11 protein-coding genes are annotated in these 19,081 nt (G+C 62.9%); 8 read left to right on the top strand and 3 right to left on the bottom strand.

The window, feature by feature from the left end:
* Positions 1-91 precede the first annotated feature (91 nt).
* From rplJ to tuf, 8 genes are all read left to right on the top strand, one after another.
* The gene (gene rplJ, locus FRAAU_RS03180; RefSeq protein WP_014402123.1) at positions 92-622 is read left to right on the top strand and encodes a 50S ribosomal protein L10; all 531 of its coding nucleotides are present in this window, start codon (positions 92-94) and stop codon (positions 620-622) included.
* Between the two features lie 48 nt (positions 623-670).
* On the top strand, positions 671-1,042 hold the full coding sequence (gene rplL, locus FRAAU_RS03185) for a 50S ribosomal protein L7/L12 (protein ID WP_014402124.1): 372 nt from the start codon (positions 671-673) through the stop codon (positions 1,040-1,042).
* Positions 1,043-1,298: 256 nt separating this feature from the next.
* Positions 1,299-5,465, top strand: coding sequence for a DNA-directed RNA polymerase subunit beta (rpoB, locus tag FRAAU_RS03190; protein ID WP_174269766.1), 4,167 nt, complete (start codon positions 1,299-1,301; stop codon positions 5,463-5,465).
* 26 nt (positions 5,466-5,491) lie between these two features.
* Positions 5,492-9,703 (top strand): DNA-directed RNA polymerase subunit beta', encoded by a 4,212-nt coding sequence (gene rpoC, locus FRAAU_RS03195; protein WP_014402126.1) that lies wholly within the window; start codon positions 5,492-5,494, stop codon positions 9,701-9,703.
* A 177-nt stretch (positions 9,704-9,880) separates the two neighbouring features.
* Complete coding sequence (gene rpsL / locus FRAAU_RS03200; protein WP_014402127.1) at positions 9,881-10,252, top strand: 30S ribosomal protein S12; 372 nt, start codon at positions 9,881-9,883, stop codon at positions 10,250-10,252.
* A 16-nt stretch (positions 10,253-10,268) separates the two neighbouring features.
* The gene (gene rpsG / locus FRAAU_RS03205) at positions 10,269-10,736 is read left to right on the top strand and encodes a 30S ribosomal protein S7 (protein ID WP_014402128.1); all 468 of its coding nucleotides are present in this window, start codon (positions 10,269-10,271) and stop codon (positions 10,734-10,736) included.
* A 33-nt stretch (positions 10,737-10,769) separates the two neighbouring features.
* Positions 10,770-12,860, top strand: a complete 2,091-nt coding sequence (fusA, locus tag FRAAU_RS03210; protein ID WP_014402129.1) for an elongation factor G — start codon at positions 10,770-10,772, stop codon at positions 12,858-12,860.
* Between the two features lie 70 nt (positions 12,861-12,930).
* Positions 12,931-14,121: an elongation factor Tu gene (tuf, locus tag FRAAU_RS03215; protein ID WP_014402130.1), complete on the top strand. Its 1,191-nt coding sequence runs from the start codon at positions 12,931-12,933 to the stop codon at positions 14,119-14,121.
* A 292-nt stretch (positions 14,122-14,413) separates the two neighbouring features.
* On the opposite strand, the gene FRAAU_RS03220 is transcribed toward tuf, so the two are convergent.
* From FRAAU_RS03220 to FRAAU_RS03235, 3 genes are all read right to left on the bottom strand, one after another.
* Complete coding sequence (locus FRAAU_RS03220; protein ID WP_014402132.1) at positions 14,414-14,674, bottom strand: Blp family class II bacteriocin; 261 nt, start codon at positions 14,672-14,674, stop codon at positions 14,414-14,416.
* Positions 14,675-15,707: 1,033 nt separating this feature from the next.
* Entirely contained in the window at positions 15,708-16,766 is a 1,059-nt protein-coding gene (locus tag FRAAU_RS03230; RefSeq protein ID WP_014402134.1) for an NAD(P)H-dependent flavin oxidoreductase, read from the bottom strand.
* 62 nt (positions 16,767-16,828) lie between these two features.
* The gene (locus FRAAU_RS03235) at positions 16,829-18,982 is read right to left on the bottom strand and encodes a TonB-dependent receptor (protein ID WP_014402135.1); all 2,154 of its coding nucleotides are present in this window, start codon (positions 18,980-18,982) and stop codon (positions 16,829-16,831) included.
* Positions 18,983-19,081: the final 99 nt, after the last annotated feature.

Genomic DNA, 19,081 nt, shown 5'->3' on the forward strand with positions numbered 1-19,081 from the left:
ACCCGGGGCTTGACCCCCGACGTCCAGGAAGGATGTCGCCCAGGACCGCAAGCGGCAGGAGCCGTGAGCGGAGTTCAATTGGAGGAGTGCAATGGCTCTAAATCTGTCTCAGAAGCAAGAAGTAGTCGCCGAGCTGGCAGAAGTCGCCGCTAAGGCCCACTCCTTGGTCGCAGCCGAGTACGCTGGCACCACGGTCGCCCAGATGACCGCGATGCGCAAGAAGGCTCGCGAGTCGGGCGTGTTCTTGAAGGTTGTCAAGAATACCCTGGCTGCACGCGCCGTCGCCGGTACCGAGTTCGAGGTCGTCCAGGACGCCCTGACCGGTCCGCTGCTGTACGCGTTCTCGACCGAGGAACCCGGTGCCGCCGGTCGTCTGATCAAGGAATTCGCCAAGGGCAACGACAAGCTGAAGCCGCGTCTGGTTTCGGTGGAAGGCAAGCTGCTTCCCGCCGAGCACGTCGACGTGCTGGCTTCCCTGCCGACCCGCGAACAGGCGCTGGCCATGCTGGCCCGCGTGCTGGCCGAACCGGCTGCGATGTTTGCCCGTGCCGTCAAGGCCGTGGCCGACAAGCAGGAAGGTGGCGAAGAAGCCGCCCCGGCCGAAGAAGCCGCGTCTGCCTAAGTTCGCTTACGACTACCCCATTCGTTACAATTTCCAGAGGTAAATCAAATGTCCCTGACCAACGACCAAATCGTTGAAGCCGTTGCCGCCAAGTCGCTGATGGAAGTGATGGAGCTGGTGAAGGCCATCGAAGAGAAGTTCGGCGTGTCCGCTGCCGCCCCGGTGGCCGTTGCCGCTGGCCCGGCCGCTGCCGGCCCGGCTGCTGAAGAGCAGACCGAATTCGACGTGATCCTGAAGTCCGCCGGCGAGAAGAAGGTGGAAGTCATCAAGGCTGTCCGCGCCATCACCGGCCTGGGCCTGAAGGAAGCCAAGGACCTGACCGAGGCCGGTGGCGTCGTGAAGGAAGCCGCTTCCAAGGAAGACGCCGAGAAGTTCAAGAAGGACCTGGAAACCGCAGGTGCCACGGTTGAGCTGAAGTAATTGGCGCTTTGCGCGCCGTCGTCAGCGACCTAGCGCAAGCGAAGCCTGGGGGCGTAAGCCCCCGGGCTTTACCTGTTGCGATGTGGGATTCCGCGATCCACAGAGCTCAGCCTTGAAGAAATCCTCGGGGCTTCTTGAGGGCTGAGTTTTGAACTGGCAGGAACGGCCCGGTCCGTCCGCTTCTGCCGGAAAAATAGTTTTCAACCTTTAACCGGTGGGTCGACCACCGGTGTCACTGCGAACCGAGGCGGTACCTATCATGACCTACTCGTTTACCGAGAAGAAGCGCATCCGCAAGGATTTTGGCAAGCGTCCCCCTGTTCTGGGCGTGCCCAACCTGCTGACCATCCAGACCGACTCGTACAAGGAATTCCTGCAGGAAGACGTTTCTCCCAAGAAGCGTGCCGAGCGGGGCCTGAATGCGGCGTTGAAGTCGGTGTTCCCGATCACCAGCTATTCGGGCAATGCCGCGCTGGAATATGTCGAATACCGTCTCGGCGAACCCGGCTTCGACGAGCGCGAATGCCGCAGTCGCGGCATGACCTACGGTGCGCCGCTGCGCGTGACCGTGCGCCTGGTCATCTATGACAAGGACTCCCCGGCCTCCAAGAAGGCCGTGAAGTACGTCAAGGAGCAGGAAGTCTACATGGGCGAGATTCCGCTCATGACCGACACCGGCACCTTTATCGTCAACGGTACCGAGCGCGTCATCGTCTCGCAGCTGCATCGCTCGCCGGGCGTGTTCTTCGACCATGACCGCGGCAAGACCCACAGCTCGGGCAAGCTGCTGTTCTCGGCGCGCGTGATTCCTTACCGCGGCTCCTGGCTGGACTTCGAGTTCGACCCCAAGGATGCGCTGTTCACCCGTATCGACCGTCGCCGCAAGCTGCCGGTGACGGTGCTGCTGCGCGCGCTGGGTTACAACAACGAAGAGATGCTGTCGATCTTCTTCGAGCACAACGTATTCCACCTCGGCAAGACCGGCACCACCACCCTGGAGCTGGTCGCCGAGCGTCTGCGCGGTGAAACCCTGAGCTTCGACCTGGTCGCTGGCGACAAGGTCATCGTCGAGGCCGGCAAGCGCATCACCGCTCGTCACGTGCGCCTGCTGGCTGCCGAAAACCTGACCGAGCTGGATGTGCCGGACGACTATCCGGTCGGCCGCATCCTGGCGACCGATATCGTCAACAAGGCGACCGGCGAGCTGCTGGCCTCGGCCAATGACGAGATCACCCCGGAACAGCTGGAGCAGTTCCGTTGCGCCGGCATCGAAACCCTGCCGACCCTGTACGTCAACGACCTGGATCGCGGTGCCTATATCTCGCATACCCTGCGGATCGATACCACCACCACGCCGCTGGAAGCCCTGGTCGAAATCTACCGGATGATGCGTCCGGGCGAGCCGCCGACCAAGGATGCCGCGCAGAACCTGTTCTACAACCTGTTCTTCACCTTCGACCGCTACGACCTCTCGGGCGTGGGTCGCATGAAGTTCAACCGTCGTGTCGGTCGCAAGGACATTCTGGGTCCGGGCGTGCTGTACGACCACAAGTACTTCGCCGACCGCAAGGAAGACGAATCGCAGAAGCTGGTCAAGGAACTGGGCGACAGCTCGGATATCCTGGATGTGCTGAAGGTCCTGATCGAGATCAAGAACGGTCATGGCACCGTCGATGACATCGACCATCTGGGCAATCGTCGCGTGCGCTCGGTCGGTGAAATGGCCGAGAACACCTTCCGCATCGGTCTGGTCCGCGTCGAGCGCGCCGTCCGCGAGCGTCTGTCGCTGGCCGAGGCCGATGGTCTGACCCCGCAGGATCTGATCAATGCCAAGCCGGTGGCGGCGGCGGTCAAGGAATTCTTCGGCTCCTCGCAGCTGTCGCAGTTCATGGACCAGAACAACCCGCTGTCGGAAGTGACCCACAAGCGCCGTGTTTCGGCGTTGGGACCCGGCGGTCTGACCCGCGAGCGCGCCGGCTTCGAAGTCCGCGACGTGCACCCGACCCATTACGGCCGCGTCTGCACCATCGAAACCCCGGAAGGCCCGAACATCGGCCTGATCAACTCGCTGGCCGTGTATGCCCGCACCAACCAGTATGGCTTCCTCGAGACGCCGTACCGCAAGGTGGTGGGCGGCAAGGTGACCGACGAAGTCGAGTACCTGTCGGCGATCGAAGAGGGCGATCATGTCATCGCCCAGGCCAACTCGCCGCTGGGCAAGGATGGCGGCTTCCTGGAAGACTTCGTGTCCTGCCGTTTCCGCGGCGAGTCCGAGCTGCGTCCTTCCGCCGAAATCGGCTACATGGACGTTTCGCCCATGCAGACCGTGTCGGTCGCGGCGGCGCTGGTGCCCTTCCTGGAACACGATGACGCCAACCGCGCACTGATGGGCGCGAACATGCAGCGTCAGGCCGTGCCGACCCTGCGTTCGCAGACCCCGCTGGTGGGTACCGGCATCGAGCGCGCCGTGGCGCGTGACTCGGGCGTGATCGTGACCGCCAAGCGCGGTGGCGTGATCGACCAGGTCGATGCGGCCCGTATCGTGGTGCGCGTGAACGAGGAAGAAGTCGGTGACCATGACGCCGGCGTCGACATCTACACCCTGACCAAGTACACCCGTTCCAACCAGAACACCAACCTGAACCAGCGTCCGCTGGTGAACGTCGGTGACGTGGTCGCGGTGGGCGATACCCTGGCCGATGGTTCGTCGACCGATCTGGGTGAGCTGGCTCTGGGCCAGAACATGCTGATCGCCTTCATGCCCTGGAACGGCTACAACTTCGAAGACTCGATCCTGCTGTCCGAGCGGGTGGTCCAGGAAGACCGCTACACCTCGATCCACATCGAGGAACTGGCCTGCATCGCTCGCGATACCAAGCTGGGTGCGGAGGAAATCTCGGCCGATATCCCGAACGTGGGCGAGTCCGCGCTGTCGCGCCTGGACGAGTCCGGCATCGTCTATATCGGTGCCGAAGTGAAGGTGGGCGACATCCTGGTCGGCAAGGTGACCCCGAAGGGCGAATCCCAGCTGACCCCGGAAGAGAAGCTGCTGCGCGCGATCTTCGGCGAAAAGGCTTCCGACGTGAAGGACAGCTCGCTGCGCGTGCCGCCCGGCATGGACGGCACCGTCATCGACGTGCAGGTCTTCACCCGTGACGGCGTGGAGAAGGACAAGCGTGCCCGCCAGATCGAGGAAACCGAGCTGAAGCGGATCCGCAAGGATCTGGACGACCAGTTCCGCATTCTGGAAGGCGCGATCTACAACCGTCTGCGTGCACAGCTGGTCGGCAAGGTCGCCACCTCGGGTCCGAACGGCCTGAAGCGCGGCAACGAGATCACCGATGTCTATCTGGACGGCCTGAAGAAGGACGACTGGTTCAAGATCAACGTCAAGGACGAAGATGCCGCCGAATTCCTGGAGCGCGCCGCCGAACAGATCCGTGGTCACAAGGACGAGTTCGAGAAGCGCTTCAAGGAAAAGCAGGGCAAGCTGACCCAGGGCGACGATCTGGCTCCGGGCGTGCTGAAGATGGTCAAGGTGTTCCTGGCCGTGAAGCGTCGCATCCAGCCCGGTGACAAGATGGCAGGTCGCCACGGCAACAAGGGTGTGGTCTCCAACGTGGTGCCGGTCGAAGACATGCCCTTCATGGCTGACGGCAACTCGGTGGATATCTGCCTGAATCCGCTGGGCGTGCCCTCGCGTATGAACATCGGTCAGATTCTGGAAGTGCATCTGGGCTGGGCCGCCAAGGGCCTGGGCCGCAAGATCCAGAAGATGATGGAGGCCCGCGAGAAGGTCACCCAGATCCGCGCGTTCCTGGACCAGATCTACAACACCTCGCAGATTGCCGGTGCGGTGCAGAACGTGGATCTGAGCTCCCTGACCGACGAGGAGATCATGACCCTGGCCACCAACCTTCAGGAAGGCGTGCCGATGGCGACGCCGGTGTTCGATGGTGCCGAGGAAACCGAGATCAAGGCCATGCTGAAGCTGGCCGATCTGCCGGAATCCGGTCAGACCACCTTGTACGACGGTCGTACCGGTGAGGCTTTCGATCGCCCGGTCACCGTGGGCTATATGCACTACCTGAAGCTGAACCATCTGGTCGACGACAAGATGCACGCCCGTTCGACCGGCCCGTACTCCCTGGTCACCCAGCAGCCGCTGGGCGGCAAGGCCCAGTTCGGTGGCCAGCGCTTCGGTGAAATGGAAGTCTGGGCGCTGGAAGCCTACGGCGCGGCCTACACCCTGCAGGAAATGCTGACGGTGAAGTCCGATGACGTGCAGGGCCGCAACCAGATGTACAAGAACATTGTCGACGGCAACCACGAGATGGCGGCGGGCATGCCGGAATCCTTCAATGTGCTGGTGAAGGAAATCCGTTCGCTCGGTATCGACATCGACCTGGAAGAGATCAAGTGATCCTCGCGGTCACAGGAGCCTAAGCTATGAAAGACCTGCTTAATCTATTCAATCAGCAGCGCGCGACGCCTGACTTCGACGCGATCAAGATCGCGCTGGCGTCGCCGGAGCTGATCCGCTCGTGGTCGTACGGCGAAGTCAAGAAGCCGGAAACGATCAACTACCGCACCTTCAAGCCGGAGCGTGACGGCCTGTTCTGCGCCGCGATCTTCGGTCCGGTCAAGGACTACGAGTGCCTGTGCGGCAAGTACAAGCGCATGAAGCACCGCGGCGTGGTGTGCGAGAAGTGCGGCACCGAGGTCACCCTGGCCAAGGTCCGTCGCGAGCGGATGGGCCACATCGAGCTGGCCGCCCCGACCGCGCACATCTGGTTCCTCAAGTCGCTGCCTTCGCGCATCGGTCTGATGCTGGATATGACGCTGCGTGATATCGAGCGGATCCTGTATTTCGAAGCCTTCGTGGTGATCGACGGCGGTCTGACGGCGCTGGAGCGCGGTCAGCTGCTGAGCGAAGACCAGTACCTGGAAGCCGTCGAAGAGCATGGCGACGAATTCGATGCCCGCATGGGTGCCGAAGCCGTGGGCGAGCTGCTGAAGTCGCTGGACCTGCCGGCCGAAGTCATCCGCCTGAAGGAAGAAATTGCCTCCACCAATTCCGAGACCAAGCTGAAGCGGCTGACCAAGCGCGTGAAGCTGATCGAGGCCTTCCTGGAGTCGGGCAACCGTCCGGAATGGATGGTGCTGACCGTGCTGCCGGTGCTGCCGCCGGACCTGCGTCCGCTGGTGCCGCTGGACGGCGGCCGTTTCGCGACCTCGGATCTGAACGATCTGTACCGTCGCGTGATCAACCGCAACAATCGTCTGAAGCGCCTGCTGGAACTGGCTGCGCCCGACATCATCGTGCGCAATGAAAAGCGCATGCTGCAGGAGTCGGTGGATGCCCTGCTGGACAACGGCCGTCGCGGCCGTGCCATCACCGGCAGCAACAAGCGCGCGCTGAAGTCGCTGGCCGACATGATCAAGGGCAAGCAGGGCCGCTTCCGCCAGAACCTGCTGGGCAAGCGCGTCGACTACTCCGGTCGTTCGGTGATCGTGGTGGGGCCGACCCTGCGTCTGCACCAGTGCGGTCTGCCCAAGAAGATGGCGCTGGAGCTGTTCAAGCCCTTTATCTTCGCCAAGCTGCAGCAGCGTGGCGAAGCCTCGACCATCAAGGCGGCCAAGAAGCTGGTCGAGCGCGAAGAGTCGCAGGTCTGGGACATCCTTGAAGAAGTGATCCGCGAGCATCCGGTGCTGCTGAACCGTGCGCCGACCCTGCACCGTCTGGGCATCCAGGCCTTCGAACCGAAGCTGATCGAAGGCAAGGCCATCCAGCTGCATCCGTTGGTCTGCACCGCCTTCAACGCCGACTTCGACGGCGATCAGATGGCCGTGCACGTGCCGCTGTCCATCGAGGCGCAGCTGGAAGCGCGCGCTTTGATGATGGCGACCAACAACATCCTTTCGCCCGCCAACGGCGAACCCATCATCGTGCCTTCGCAGGACGTGGTGCTGGGGCTGTACTACATGACCCGCGAGCTGGTGACGGCGAAGGGCAGCGGCATGGTGTTCGCCAACGTCGCCGAAGTCCGTCGCGCCTACGACAACCGTGCGGTGGAACTGCACGCCAAGGTCAAGGTCCGCATCCACGCCGTGGAAGTCGACGCCGATGGCAACCGCACGGAAACGACCAAGCTGGTGGATACCACCGCCGGTCGTGCCCTGCTGATGGAAATCCTGCCTGAAGGCCTGCCCTTCGAGCTGGCCAACACCGAGCTGACCAAGAAGTCGATCTCGCGGCTGATCAACCAGTGCTACCGTCTGCTGGGTCTGAAGGACACCGTGGTGTTCGCCGACCAGCTGATGTACACCGGTTTCCGCTTCGCGACCCGTGCCGGCATTTCGATCGGCATCGATGACATGATCATCCCTGACCAGAAGAAGCCGATTCTGGAAGAGGCCGAGAAGGAAGTCGTCGAGATCCAGGAACAGTACCAGTCGGGTCTGGTCACCGCCGGCGAGCGCTACAACAAGGTGGTCGATATCTGGTCGCGTACCAACGAACTGGTCGCCAAGGCCATGATCGACGGTATCGGCACCGAGAAGGTGGTCGATGCCGAAGGCAAGACCGTCAACCAGAAGTCGATGAACTCGCTGTACATCATGGCCGACTCCGGTGCCCGAGGCTCGGTGGCCCAGATTCGTCAGCTGGCCGGCATGCGTGGTCTGATGGCCCGTCCCGATGGCTCCATCATCGAGACGCCCATCAAGGCCAACTTCCGCGAAGGCCTGAACGTGCTGCAGTACTTCAACTCTACCCACGGTGCCCGTAAGGGTCTGGCGGATACGGCGTTGAAGACCGCGAACTCGGGTTATCTGACCCGTCGTCTGGTCGACGTGGCCCAGGACGTGGTGATCACCGAATTCGATTGCGGCACCTACGAAGGTCTGGTGATGCAGGCCGTGGTCGAAGGCGGCGATGTGGTCGAGCCGCTGCGCGAGCGCGTGCTGGGTCGTGTCGTCTGCGAAGACGTGTATGCTCCGGGCAGCGATGATCAGCCCATCGTCGAGCGCGGCACCCTGCTGGACGAACAGCTGGTCGAGAAGCTCGATCACGCCGGCGTGCAGATCGTCAAGGTCCGTTCGCCCATCGCCTGCTCGGCCGAGCATGGTGTCTGCGCCCAGTGCTACGGTCGCGACCTGGCTCGTGGCCATCTGGTCAACATGGGTGAAGCCGTCGGTGTCGTGGCCGCCCAGTCGATCGGCGAGCCCGGCACCCAGCTGACCATGCGTACCTTCCATATCGGTGGTGCGGCATCGCGAGCGGCGGCGGTCGACAATGTGTCGGTGCGCACCACGGGCAGCCTGAAGTTCAACAATCTGAAGACCGTCCAGCACTCGCAGGGCCATCTGGTGGCCGTGTCGCGTTCGGGCGAAGTCTCGGTGATCGATGCCAACGGCCGCGAGCGCGAGCGCTACAAGGTGCCTTACGGCGCGATTTTGTCGCTGAAGGACGGCGAGGCGGTCAAGGCCGGACAGACCGTGGCCAACTGGGATCCGCATACCCATCCGATCGTCTCGGAAGTGGCCGGTGTGGTCCGCTATATCGACTTTATCGATGGCGTGACCGTGCAGAGCCAGACCGACGACCTGACCGGTCTGGAGTCGGCGGTGGTCACCGATCCGAAGCGTCGCGGTACCGCGGCCAAGGATCTGCGGCCCATCGTGCGTCTGGAAGACAACCAGGGCCGCGAGCTGAAGCTGCCGGGTACCGATGTGTCGGCCCAGTACTTCCTGCCTGCCGGCGCCATCGTGTCGATCCAGAACGGTGCCGAGGTGGGCGTGGGTGACGTGGTTGCCCGTATTCCGCAGGAAACCTCCAAGACCCGCGACATCACCGGTGGTCTGCCTCGCGTGGCTGACTTGTTCGAAGCCCGCAAGCCCAAGGAGCCGGCGATTCTGGCCGAGCGCTCGGGTGTCATCAGCTTCGGCAAGGACACCAAGGGCAAGCAGCGTCTGATCATCAAGGACGTGGACGGTGACGAGCACGAGGAGCTGATTCCGAAGTGGCGTCAGGTCATCGTGTTCGAAGGCGAGCATGTGGAGAAGGGCGAGACCGTCGTGGACGGCGAACCCAATCCGCACGACATCCTGCGCCTGCTGGGTGTCGAGCCGCTGGCAGCCTATCTGGTCAAGGAAATCCAGGACGTTTACCGTCTGCAGGGCGTGAAGATCAACGACAAGCACATCGAGTCGATCATCCGTCAGATGCTGCGCAAGGTGGAAATCACCGAGCCGGGCGACAGCACCTATCTGCGCGGCGAGCAGGTCGAACGTATCCGCATCAATGCGGAGAACGAGAAGGCCGTCTCCCGTGGCGAGCATCCGGCCAGCTACCAGTCGGTGCTGCTGGGTATCACCAAGGCATCGCTGGCGACCGAATCGTTCATCTCGGCGGCCTCCTTCCAGGAGACCACCCGGGTGCTGACCGAGGCGGCTGTCCGCGGCACCAAGGATAACTTGCGGGGCCTCAAGGAAAATGTTATTGTTGGCCGCTTGATTCCGGCAGGTACCGGCCTGGCGTATCATGCGCAGCGTCGCAATGCTGACGGCCTGTCCGCCTTCGACTTCGAAGTGCTGACCGGCGCAGGCAGCAGCGATGCCAAGCCCGCCAAGGCAGAGGTCGACGCCGGCAGCCTTTGAGCTGGCCGGCGGCCGCAAGTCGCTGAAAGCATGCGGGGGCGCAAGGAAGCGCCCCGTTGATTGCAGAGTATGGATGGCCCGGGCCTCGCTTGTCCCTGACAGCGGGCTCATGTTAAATTCCCGCTTCTTGGCAGGCCGCAGCCCGGTCTGTCTTTATGTTTCCCAGGATAGCTACACATGGCAACGATCAACCAGCTGGTGGGCAAGCCTCGCAGCCCGAAAAGCTACAAGAGCGCCTCTCCGGCGCTGCAGGGCAGCCCGCAACGTCGTGGTGTCTGCACCCGCGTCTACACGACCACCCCGAAGAAGCCGAACTCGGCTCTGCGCAAGGTCGCCAAGGTGCGTCTGACCAATGGCTACGAAGTCATCAGCTACATCGGTGGCGAAGGTCACAATCTTCAGGAGCACTCCGTGGTGCTGATCCGTGGCGGTCGTGTCAAGGATCTTCCGGGTGTGCGTTATCATACGGTTCGCGGCAGTCTCGACTGCGCCGGTGTCGCCAAGCGTCGCCAGGCACGTTCGAAGTACGGCGCCAAGCGTCCGAAGTAAGTAAAGGACACGAGACATGTCGCGTAAAGGTTCACATCCCGCCCGTCAGGTTCTGCCGGATCCCAAGCACGGTTCCCAGCTGATTGCCCGTTTCATCAATATGGTGATGAAGAGCGGCAAGAAGTCGGTGGCCGAGAGCATCGTCTACGGCGCGCTGGCCCATCTGGGCGAGAAGAACGCCGAGCCGGTCCAGCTGGTCGAAAAGGCCCTGGGCAACATCGCCCCGGCCGTCGAAGTCAAGTCGCGTCGCGTCGGTGGTGCCACCTATCAGGTGCCCGTCGAAGTGCGTCCGGGTCGTCGCATGGCGCTGGCCATGCGTTGGGCCATCGATTCCGCCCGCAAGCGCGGCGAGACCTCGATGCCGCGCAAGCTGGCTGCAGAGCTGCTGGAAGCTTCGGAAAACCGTGGTGGCGCGATCAAGAAGCGCGAAGAAACCCACCGTATGGCCGAAGCCAACAAGGCGTTCTCGCACTACCGCTGGTAATATCTCCGCTCGCGTCAAGTCGAGGGCCTTCCCGTGGCACGCACCACTCCGATCGAGCGTTATCGCAATTTCGGCATCATGGCGCATATCGATGCCGGGAAGACCACGACGACCGAGCGGATACTGTTCTATACCGGCGTCAACCGGAAACTGGGCGAAGTGCATGACGGCACGGCGGCCATGGACTGGATGGAGCAGGAGCAGGAACGGGGCATTACCATCACATCGGCGGCCACGACCTGCTTCTGGCAGGGTATGGACCGTTCGCTGGCACAACACCGCCTCAACATTATCGATACGCCAGGGCATGTCGACTTCACCATCGAAGTCGAGCGTTCCCTGAGAGTATTGGATGGGGCGGTGTTTGTGCTGTGCGCCGTCAGTGGGGTGCAGCCGCAGTCGGAAGCCGTCTGGCGACAAGCCAACAAATATCGCGTGCCCCGGCTGGCGTTCATCAACAAGATGGACCGGGTCGGTGCCGATTTCGAGCAGGTCGTAGCCCAGTTGCGGGTGCGGCTCGATGCCATGCCGGTGCCGATGCAATTGCCGATCGGCGCCGAGGACGAGTTCGAAGGCGTTGTCGATCTTGTCCGCATGCAGGCCATCTACTGGGATGGCGACAGTCAGGGCATGCAGTTCGAATACCGCGACATTCCCGCAAACCTGACAGCCGAGGCTGAGCAGGCCCGCGAGCGAATGGTCGAGGCGGTCGCGGAGACTTCCGAGGCCTTGATGGACAAATATCTCGAGGATGGTGAATTGTCATCCGAAGAGATCATGCAGGCCTTGCGGCAGGCCACCATTGCCAACCAGATCGTGCCCGTGTTCTGTGGCTCGGCCTTTCGGAACAAGGGTGTGCAGGCGCTGCTCGATGGCGTGGTGGCCTTGCTGCCGTCGCCGGCCGAGCGCCCTGCGATCTGCGGGCTGGACGAGCAGGGGCGTGAAGTGCGGCGCGAGCCGACCGACGAGGCCCCTTTCTCGGCGTTGGCCTTCAAGATCATGCAGGACCCGGAGGCGGGGACGCTGACTTTCTTCCGTGTCTATTCGGGGACGCTGGCCAGCGGCGATCAGATCTACAACCCCGGTCAGGGCCACAAGGAGCGGATCGGGCGCCTGGTGCAGATGCATGCCAACGAGCGCGAAGAGCTGAAAGACGTCCGTGCCGGCGATATTGCCGCAGCGGTCGGTCTGAAGGATGTCGTCACCGGCGATACGCTGTGCTCGTATCGCGATGTGCTCAGTCTGGAGCGGATCATGTTCCCGGAGCCGGTGATCGCGGTATCGGTGGAGCCGCGTACCGAGGCCGACCAGTTCCGGCTGGGGCCGGCGCTGGCGCAGTTGGCCGCCGAGGATCCCTCGTTCCGGATCCGGGTCGATGCCGAAAGCGGGCAGACCGTGGTGTCGGGTATGGGCGAGCTGCACCTGGATATCATCGTCGAGCGCCTGCGCCGCGAGTATCAGGTGGAGATCAATGTCGGCCGGCCCCAGGTGGCTTACCGTGAGGCGATTTGCGCAGCGGTCCGCCAGGAATGCCGCTTCAGTCGCCAGGTAGGAGGCATGGGGCAATATGCGCATGTGGTGCTGGAGTTGGAGCCGGCACCGGCAGGCAGCGGCTACAGTTTTGAAAACGCCATTGTCGGCGGTACGATGCCCAAGGAATTCGGTGTCGCCATCGACAAGGGCATCCAGGAAGCGATGCTGCATGGTCCGCTGGCCGGTTATCCGGTGGTGGACATGAAGGTCCGCCTGGTCGACGGGTCCTACCATGCGGTGGATTCGTCGGAAATGGCCTTTCGGATTGCCGGTGCGACGGCCTTCCGGGATGGCTTCGGCAAGGCGCAGCCGGTGTTGCTGGAACCGATCATGCAGGTTGGGGTGGCGACTCCGGAAGAGTACATGGGTGACGTGATGGGCGAGCTCAGTCGGCGTCGCGGCCTCTTGCAAGGGGCTGATGACACCCCATCTGGTAAGTTGATCACGGCGTGTGTACCGTTGGGCGAAATGTTTGGTTATGCCACCAGCCTGCGTTCGCAAACCCAGGGGAGGGCAACCTTCACCATGGCGTTCGATCACTATGCTGATACGCCCGGCACCATTGCCGAGCAGGTCATGAAAGTGGCTTGATGGCTGACGGGCTGGCCCGTCGGATGACACGAATTGGATTGTTTTTCTGTACTTTTGAGGTTTTCAAATCATGGCAAAGGGTAAATTCGAGCGGACCAAGCCGCACGTGAACGTGGGCACCATCGGCCACGTGGATCATGGCAAGACGACGCTGACCGCCGCACTGACCAAGATCGGTGCCGAGCGCTTCGGTGGCGAGTTCAAGGCGTATGACGCGATCGATGCGGCGCCGGAAGAAAAGGCTCGTGGCATCACGATTTCGACCGCTCACGTCGAATACGAATCCCCGACCCGTCACTACGCCCACGTCGACTGCCCCGGCCACGCTGACTATGTGAAGAACATGATCACCGGTGCCGCCCAGATGGACGGCGCGATCCTGGTGTGCTCGGCCGCTGACGGCCCGATGCCGCAGACCCGCGAGCACATCCTGCTGTCGCGTCAGGTCGGCGTGCCGTACATCGTGGTGTTCCTGAACAAGGCCGACATGGTCGACGACGCCGAGCTGATCGAGCTGGTCGAAATGGAAGTCCGCGAACTGCTGTCGAAGTACGACTTCCCGGGTGACGATACCCCGATCATCCAGGGTTCGGCTCTGAAGGCGCTGGAAGGCGACCAGTCGGATATCGGCGTGCCGGCCATCATCAAGCTGGTCGATGCGCTGGACACCTACATTCCGGAACCCGAGCGCGACATCGACAAGTCGTTCCTGATGCCGGTGGAAGACGTGTTCTCCATCTCCGGTCGTGGCACCGTGGTGACCGGTCGCGTCGAGCGCGGCATCATCAAGGTCGGTGAGGAAATCGAAATCGTCGGCATCCGTCCGACCACCAAGACGACCGTGACCGGCGTGGAAATGTTCCGCAAGCTGCTGGATCAGGGTCAGGCGGGTGACAACGTGGGTCTGCTGCTGCGCGGCACCAAGCGTGACGACGTCGAGCGTGGCCAGGTGCTGGCCAAGCCGGGTTCGATCACCCCGCACACCGATTTCGAAGCCGAAGTCTATGTGCTGTCGAAGGATGAAGGTGGTCGTCACACCCCGTTCTTCAAGGGCTACCGTCCGCAGTTCTACTTCCGTACCACCGACGTGACCGGTGCCGTGGAACTGCCGGAAGGCGTGGAAATGGTGATGCCGGGCGACAACATCAAGATGGTGGTGAGCCTGATCCATCCGATCGCCATGGACGAAGGCCTGCGCTTCGCGATCCGCGAAGGCGGTCGTACCGTCGGCGCCGGCGTGGTGGCCAAGGTTATCAAGTAATCCCCAGTGATTGCCGAGTGACTGAAAGGGCGGAAGCGAAAGCTTCCGCCTTTTTTTATCCTGCGCGTCGGCTGCCCAGTCCGCAGCTGCATGGGTCATGGGGGTGATGACGGTCTTTCCGTTTGGCCATCTTTGTGATTGCTTTCACCGTGCGTCACTGAGGGTTCCGCCGGAAGGCGGCGCGTGGGATATCTCACAGTGTCCCCGTGGTTGCGGCTGATATCCCAGAACAGCCGCGCGACCAAGATGCCGCTGGCCAGGGTAAACCCGAGATTCATCAAGACCAGCATGGTCAGGAGGCCCATGCGGCCTCCCGAACGGCCAGCGTGGCAGGATGGATGTGGGCCGCGGCGGTAAAGCTTGCGCCAGCGCCTCCTGCAATCACGCCGAAAGCCCCGCCGAAGCCTGCGCCAATGGGGCCGCCAATGGCAGCGCCGACGGTGGACCCGATGGCTCCACCAGTGAGGGCACCCCCTATAACGGCGCCGATGATGGCTGTAGCGGATGCGCCGCCCTGAATCTGGTCAACTTGTGTGCTGTCCAATTCCATCATGGTCATGTCCTCATATGATGATCATGGAAGATAGTAAGCTTCGGCTGCCGGCGGATCCGGGAAGATGCCGTCAGACGGATGCCGTCGCCTGACGGGTTGCCGGTGGCTGGCCCGTGTCAGCGCGCCGCCTCATGTCCGGCAAGCATTCCGCCGAAGGCGCCTATACCAAGACCCAAGGCGCCGCCAACGACCGTTCCGACAGGTCCGCCCACCCCGGTTCCAATGGCTGCCCCGGCGCCAGCTCCTACGATGGCACCCGTCAATGCGCCTCCTATCGTTCCGTAGTTGGAGTTGCCGCCACCAGCCACCGCCTGTATTTCCCACTGGCTCAGTTCGCGCATGAATTGATCTCCGTTCGAAGGGGTTGATTCAACAGCCTTATGTTACGGGGCTTGATCTAGAGACATCTATACGGCTATGGTCGTATCATGCTTGGTGTGGATTGGATGTCCAATAATGGTGAGTGCCATGTTTGCGGCGAGATGGGTTGAGGGCTAGTCGCAGCTATCTGGAGGAATCTACGGGTGCCATGAGGAGTGCGGCGCCTCGTGCTGTAATGGAGCGGCTGCCGATCATGTGCCCCCGGCTTCCCCTGGACGGCATCTTCAGGAAGCTGCCGCAGCCGGGCTTGCATCGGTTGGGTGGTTGGCGCCCAAGGGCATGGATAACTCGATAGCTGGCGCGCGGGCGGTTTGTGCCAGCAAGGCAGGCCGGTCTTGTCGACATGTGGATTCCGCCGTCGATGCCGCGGAGACCTCAGTGCCGACCGGGATTCCTGGAGTAGTCGATCCAGCTGATCCGTCCTGATGCCAGCGTCGTTGCCATACTCTAGTAGGCGGGTAGGCCTCGAGCACAAAACGGTCATGTCCTTGTCGGTGCGTATGCCTGTAGCCGGACCGCCACCTGGGCCGCGCAATGGTTGCAAGCCGGCGGCGTCCGGAACGCAGCGACTTCGCGCCGATCCCGACTGTAAGCCAGAGAGACAAGGCCGGGTGACTGGGCCTCAGCGCCAAGGGCCATGGCCCCTGTTGGATCAGCTGTGGCTGGCCGGGAGACGCAGTGCTTTTTCCAGCTCGGCCAGCAGTTGGGCGGCCAGCTCCGCGATGGGCAGCTCGCGGATGGCTCGATGGCCCTGGCCGACCCATAGCGACAGGTTCTCGCGATCGCCGTGCTGCGCCGCCCAGCGACGCAGTGGCTGGGTCAGGGCATTGCGGATGGGGTAGGGCGAGACAGGCAGCGTTTCGAAGTGCCGGGTGTAGGCATTGGGCAGGCCGCGGGCCTGCCGGCCCGAGAAGCTGCGGATCAGCACGGTCTGCTGCTGGGCCGCTTCGCGGGCTTCCAGCAGGGCCTGCTTATGGGCGGGTACCGTGGGCGCTTCGGGGCAGCACAGGAAGGCCGAGCCCAGCTGGGCCGCAGCCGCACCGGCGATGAGGTAGTCGGCCGCCGCCCTGCCGTCCATCAAGCCGCCGGCGACGATCAGTGGGTGGGCGATCAGTTCGCGGCAGGCGGCGAATAGTTCGGCCAGGGGCTGTCCCGGCGCGTCACTTAGAAACGGCCCGCGATGGCCGCCGGCCTCGAGGCCTTGCAGACAGATGAAGTCGGCACCGACCGCCTGCCAGGCCAGCGCCTCGTCTGGGCTGGTGGCGGTGCCGATGATCTGGCTGCCGCGTCCCTGCAGGGCCTGGACCTGCTCGGGTGCCAGCAGTCCGAAGGTGAAGCTGGCGATGGGCGGCGCTTCATCCAGCAGGACCTGAAACTGGGCCTCGAAGGACGGCGCGTAGCTGGCCGGCAGATCCAGACTGAGGCCCAGTCGGGCATACCAGGCATCCAGGGCGGCCAGTTCTTCCGGCGGCGGGGTCTGGCCGATGCGCTCGTCGATGACGAACAGATTGATATTGAACAGGCTGTTGGTGCCGCTGCGGATCGTGCGGATGTCCTGCTGCAGCCGCCGTGGCGGACTGGCGCCACCGCCCAGCGAGCCCAGCAGGCCGGCCTGACAGGCGCTGATGACGAACGATGGGTCGGTGGCACCGACCATGGGGGCCTGAATCAGGCGCGGGCCGGTATAGGTGCTGGCTTCGGTGCGTGGCATCTGGACTCCAGTGACGGCCGACGCCCGGGAGGGGGCGGTGGCAGTATAGTCCGGGCTCTCGACTACAGGCGAAGGCCGAAGGTGAACATCGCGTTGCGATCATCGCCCGTGGCGACAGCGGCCTTCAGTCCGCCGGCAAAGTAATGCTGGTTGAGGAGGTTGCGGATATTGAAGGCGGCACGCCAGTGCGCGGCCTCATAGGCGATGCCTGCATCGGCGACGAAATAGCCCGCCAGATAATAGCCATAGGTGTATTGCTTGCTCTGGCCGCGCAGGCCGCCGTTGATCTGCCAGCGGCTCCAGTTGCCCGGCAGCAGATAGCGGGCGAACAGGGTGGCGCTGTGACGAGGTACATTGTTGATGCGCTGGCCATCGGTGGAGGGGATCTGGCCGCCGTCATCGGCAATGATGGCCTGGGTGTAGGCATAGCCGCCGGTGAGACTGAGGCCGTTGCGGAAATCGGTGGTGAAGCCGATCTCCGCGCCTCGGGAGCGTTCTTCGCCGACGGCGATGCTGTAGCCGTCATTGACCGGATCGGTCTCCAGCACATTGTTCCTGCGCAGGTCGTAGATCGCCAGGTTGACAGTGGTGCCCTGCTGCAGGCTGAACTTGACGCCGGCCTCCCATTGCCGGCCATGCTCGGGTGCGAAGGGACTGCCGTCGGCATCGGTGCCGCTGTTCGGGTAGAACGAAGTGGCGAAGCTGAGGTAGGGATGGGCGAGCGTCCAGCCTTCGTACATCAGGGCTGTCGAGCCTGTGGTGGCATGGCTGAGGGTGTGGATATCCGCGGCCGTGAGCCGGTTGATGGAGTCGTTGCTGGCGCTGTCGCGGCGAACGCCTGCCAGCAGCAGCCACTGCTCGTCCCATTGGATGGTGTCACGTAGGTAGGCGCCGGTATCGCGGATAGTGGTGGTGGTCGAGGTCCTGGGGCTTCCCGGGCAGCTGACGCCTCCTGCATAGACCGGTGCATACAGGTTCAGGCTGGCGATCGTGCAGGTGTAGGAGCGCGCGCGCTCGACCGAGCGAAGATAGTCGCTGCCGGTGGTGAGTTCATGATGAAAAGGCCCGGTATCGAATTCACGCTGGAGGTTGGTGTCTTCCGATATCGTGCTGCCGTCCCAATGCTGCTGCTGGGCGGTCCGCTTTTCGGTGGCATGGTCGGCGGCTACGGCACCATTGGCGACCAGCTGGCCGTCCAGGCTGAAGTCCTCGTAGCGCAGGTTGTGATGCAGTATCCAGCCGCTGCCGAAGCGTTGCGTCAACTGGTAGCCGATACGATGCTGAATCCCGTGATACGGGCGTTGATCCGGTTCGCCGGTAAACAGGTCGCGGGGCAGTTGGCCCAGTGGATTGACATGGACCGAGCCGCTCAGCGGCAGGCCTTGCTGGCGGATATAGCTGCGGTCCTGATAACTGGCAAGCAGGGTGAAGTCGGTGGCATCGCCCAGATCCAGGGACAGGGAGGGGGCGATCCAGCGATTGCGCGACCAGACGTATCGAGTCTGGTCATCCGAATGCATCGCAAGGGCATTGATCCGCAGTGCCGCCTTGCCATTGGCCGACAAGGGCAGGTTGGCATCGAGTGTGCCCTGGCGCAGGCCATAATTGCCGATAGTGGTGTCCAGGTTCAGGAACTGCTCGGTCTGCGGTCGCTTGCTGACCATATTGACCAGCCCTCCAGGCAGCACCATGCCGTACAGCAGTGACGCGGGACCCTGAAGGACCTCGATCTGGTCCAGGCCGAAAATCTGCTGGGCGAGCCGATTGGAAGCCGTGGTCCGCAGTCCGTCCAGATAGAGCGAGTCGGAAGCCGTCTGTCCGCGGATGATCAGGTCATCCCAGCCGCGCCGACCGTAGTTGCCCGCAACCACGCCGGGAACATTGTGCAGCGCGTCTGCAAGGCTCAAGGCTTGCTGGCTGTCGAGTATGGCGCGGGGGATCACTGTGACCGTGAAAGGCGTCTTGTTCAGTGGCAGCTCGGACTTGTTGACCTGGGCATGGCCATCGCCCCCGAATCGGTCGCTGTCGGCGCTGACCTGGACGGACTGAAGTCGGTGCGCATGACGGCGCGAGCCTCCGTCGGGACTGTCGTCCCGTGTCCTGGCGGGCATATCCTCAGGGGTGCTGCCGGGCAGCGAGGCGGCCAGGCATGGATGAAGGGTGGAGGCAGCCAGAGACAGGCTCAGCCACAGGGACGAGCGGGCGGGTGGGTTCATCAAGCATCATCAAGCAGGAAGGTGACGGCGCCGGACAGATCACTGTCTGAGTAATGCGTATCATTATCATTTTGAGGGTGGGTCCGCGCAAGATCTTGT

The organism is Frateuria aurantia DSM 6220, from assembly GCF_000242255.2.
Taxonomy (GTDB): Bacteria; Pseudomonadota; Gammaproteobacteria; order Xanthomonadales; family Rhodanobacteraceae; genus Frateuria; species Frateuria aurantia.

Coding starts and splice junctions, on each gene's coding strand:
- rplJ (WP_014402123.1), top strand. CDS start 92: ATGGCTCTAAATCTGTCTCAGAAGCAAGAAGTAGTCGCCGAGCTGGCA.
- rplL (WP_014402124.1), top strand. CDS start 671: ATGTCCCTGACCAACGACCAAATCGTTGAAGCCGTTGCCGCCAAGTCG.
- rpoC (WP_014402126.1), top strand. CDS start 5,492: ATGAAAGACCTGCTTAATCTATTCAATCAGCAGCGCGCGACGCCTGAC.
- rpsL (WP_014402127.1), top strand. CDS start 9,881: ATGGCAACGATCAACCAGCTGGTGGGCAAGCCTCGCAGCCCGAAAAGC.
- rpsG (WP_014402128.1), top strand. CDS start 10,269: ATGTCGCGTAAAGGTTCACATCCCGCCCGTCAGGTTCTGCCGGATCCC.
- tuf (WP_014402130.1), top strand. CDS start 12,931: ATGGCAAAGGGTAAATTCGAGCGGACCAAGCCGCACGTGAACGTGGGC.
- FRAAU_RS03220 (WP_014402132.1), bottom strand. CDS start 14,674: ATGATGGAATTGGACAGCACACAAGTTGACCAGATTCAGGGCGGCGCA.
- FRAAU_RS03230 (WP_014402134.1), bottom strand. CDS start 16,766: ATGCCACGCACCGAAGCCAGCACCTATACCGGCCCGCGCCTGATTCAG.
- FRAAU_RS03235 (WP_014402135.1), bottom strand. CDS start 18,982: ATGAACCCACCCGCCCGCTCGTCCCTGTGGCTGAGCCTGTCTCTGGCT.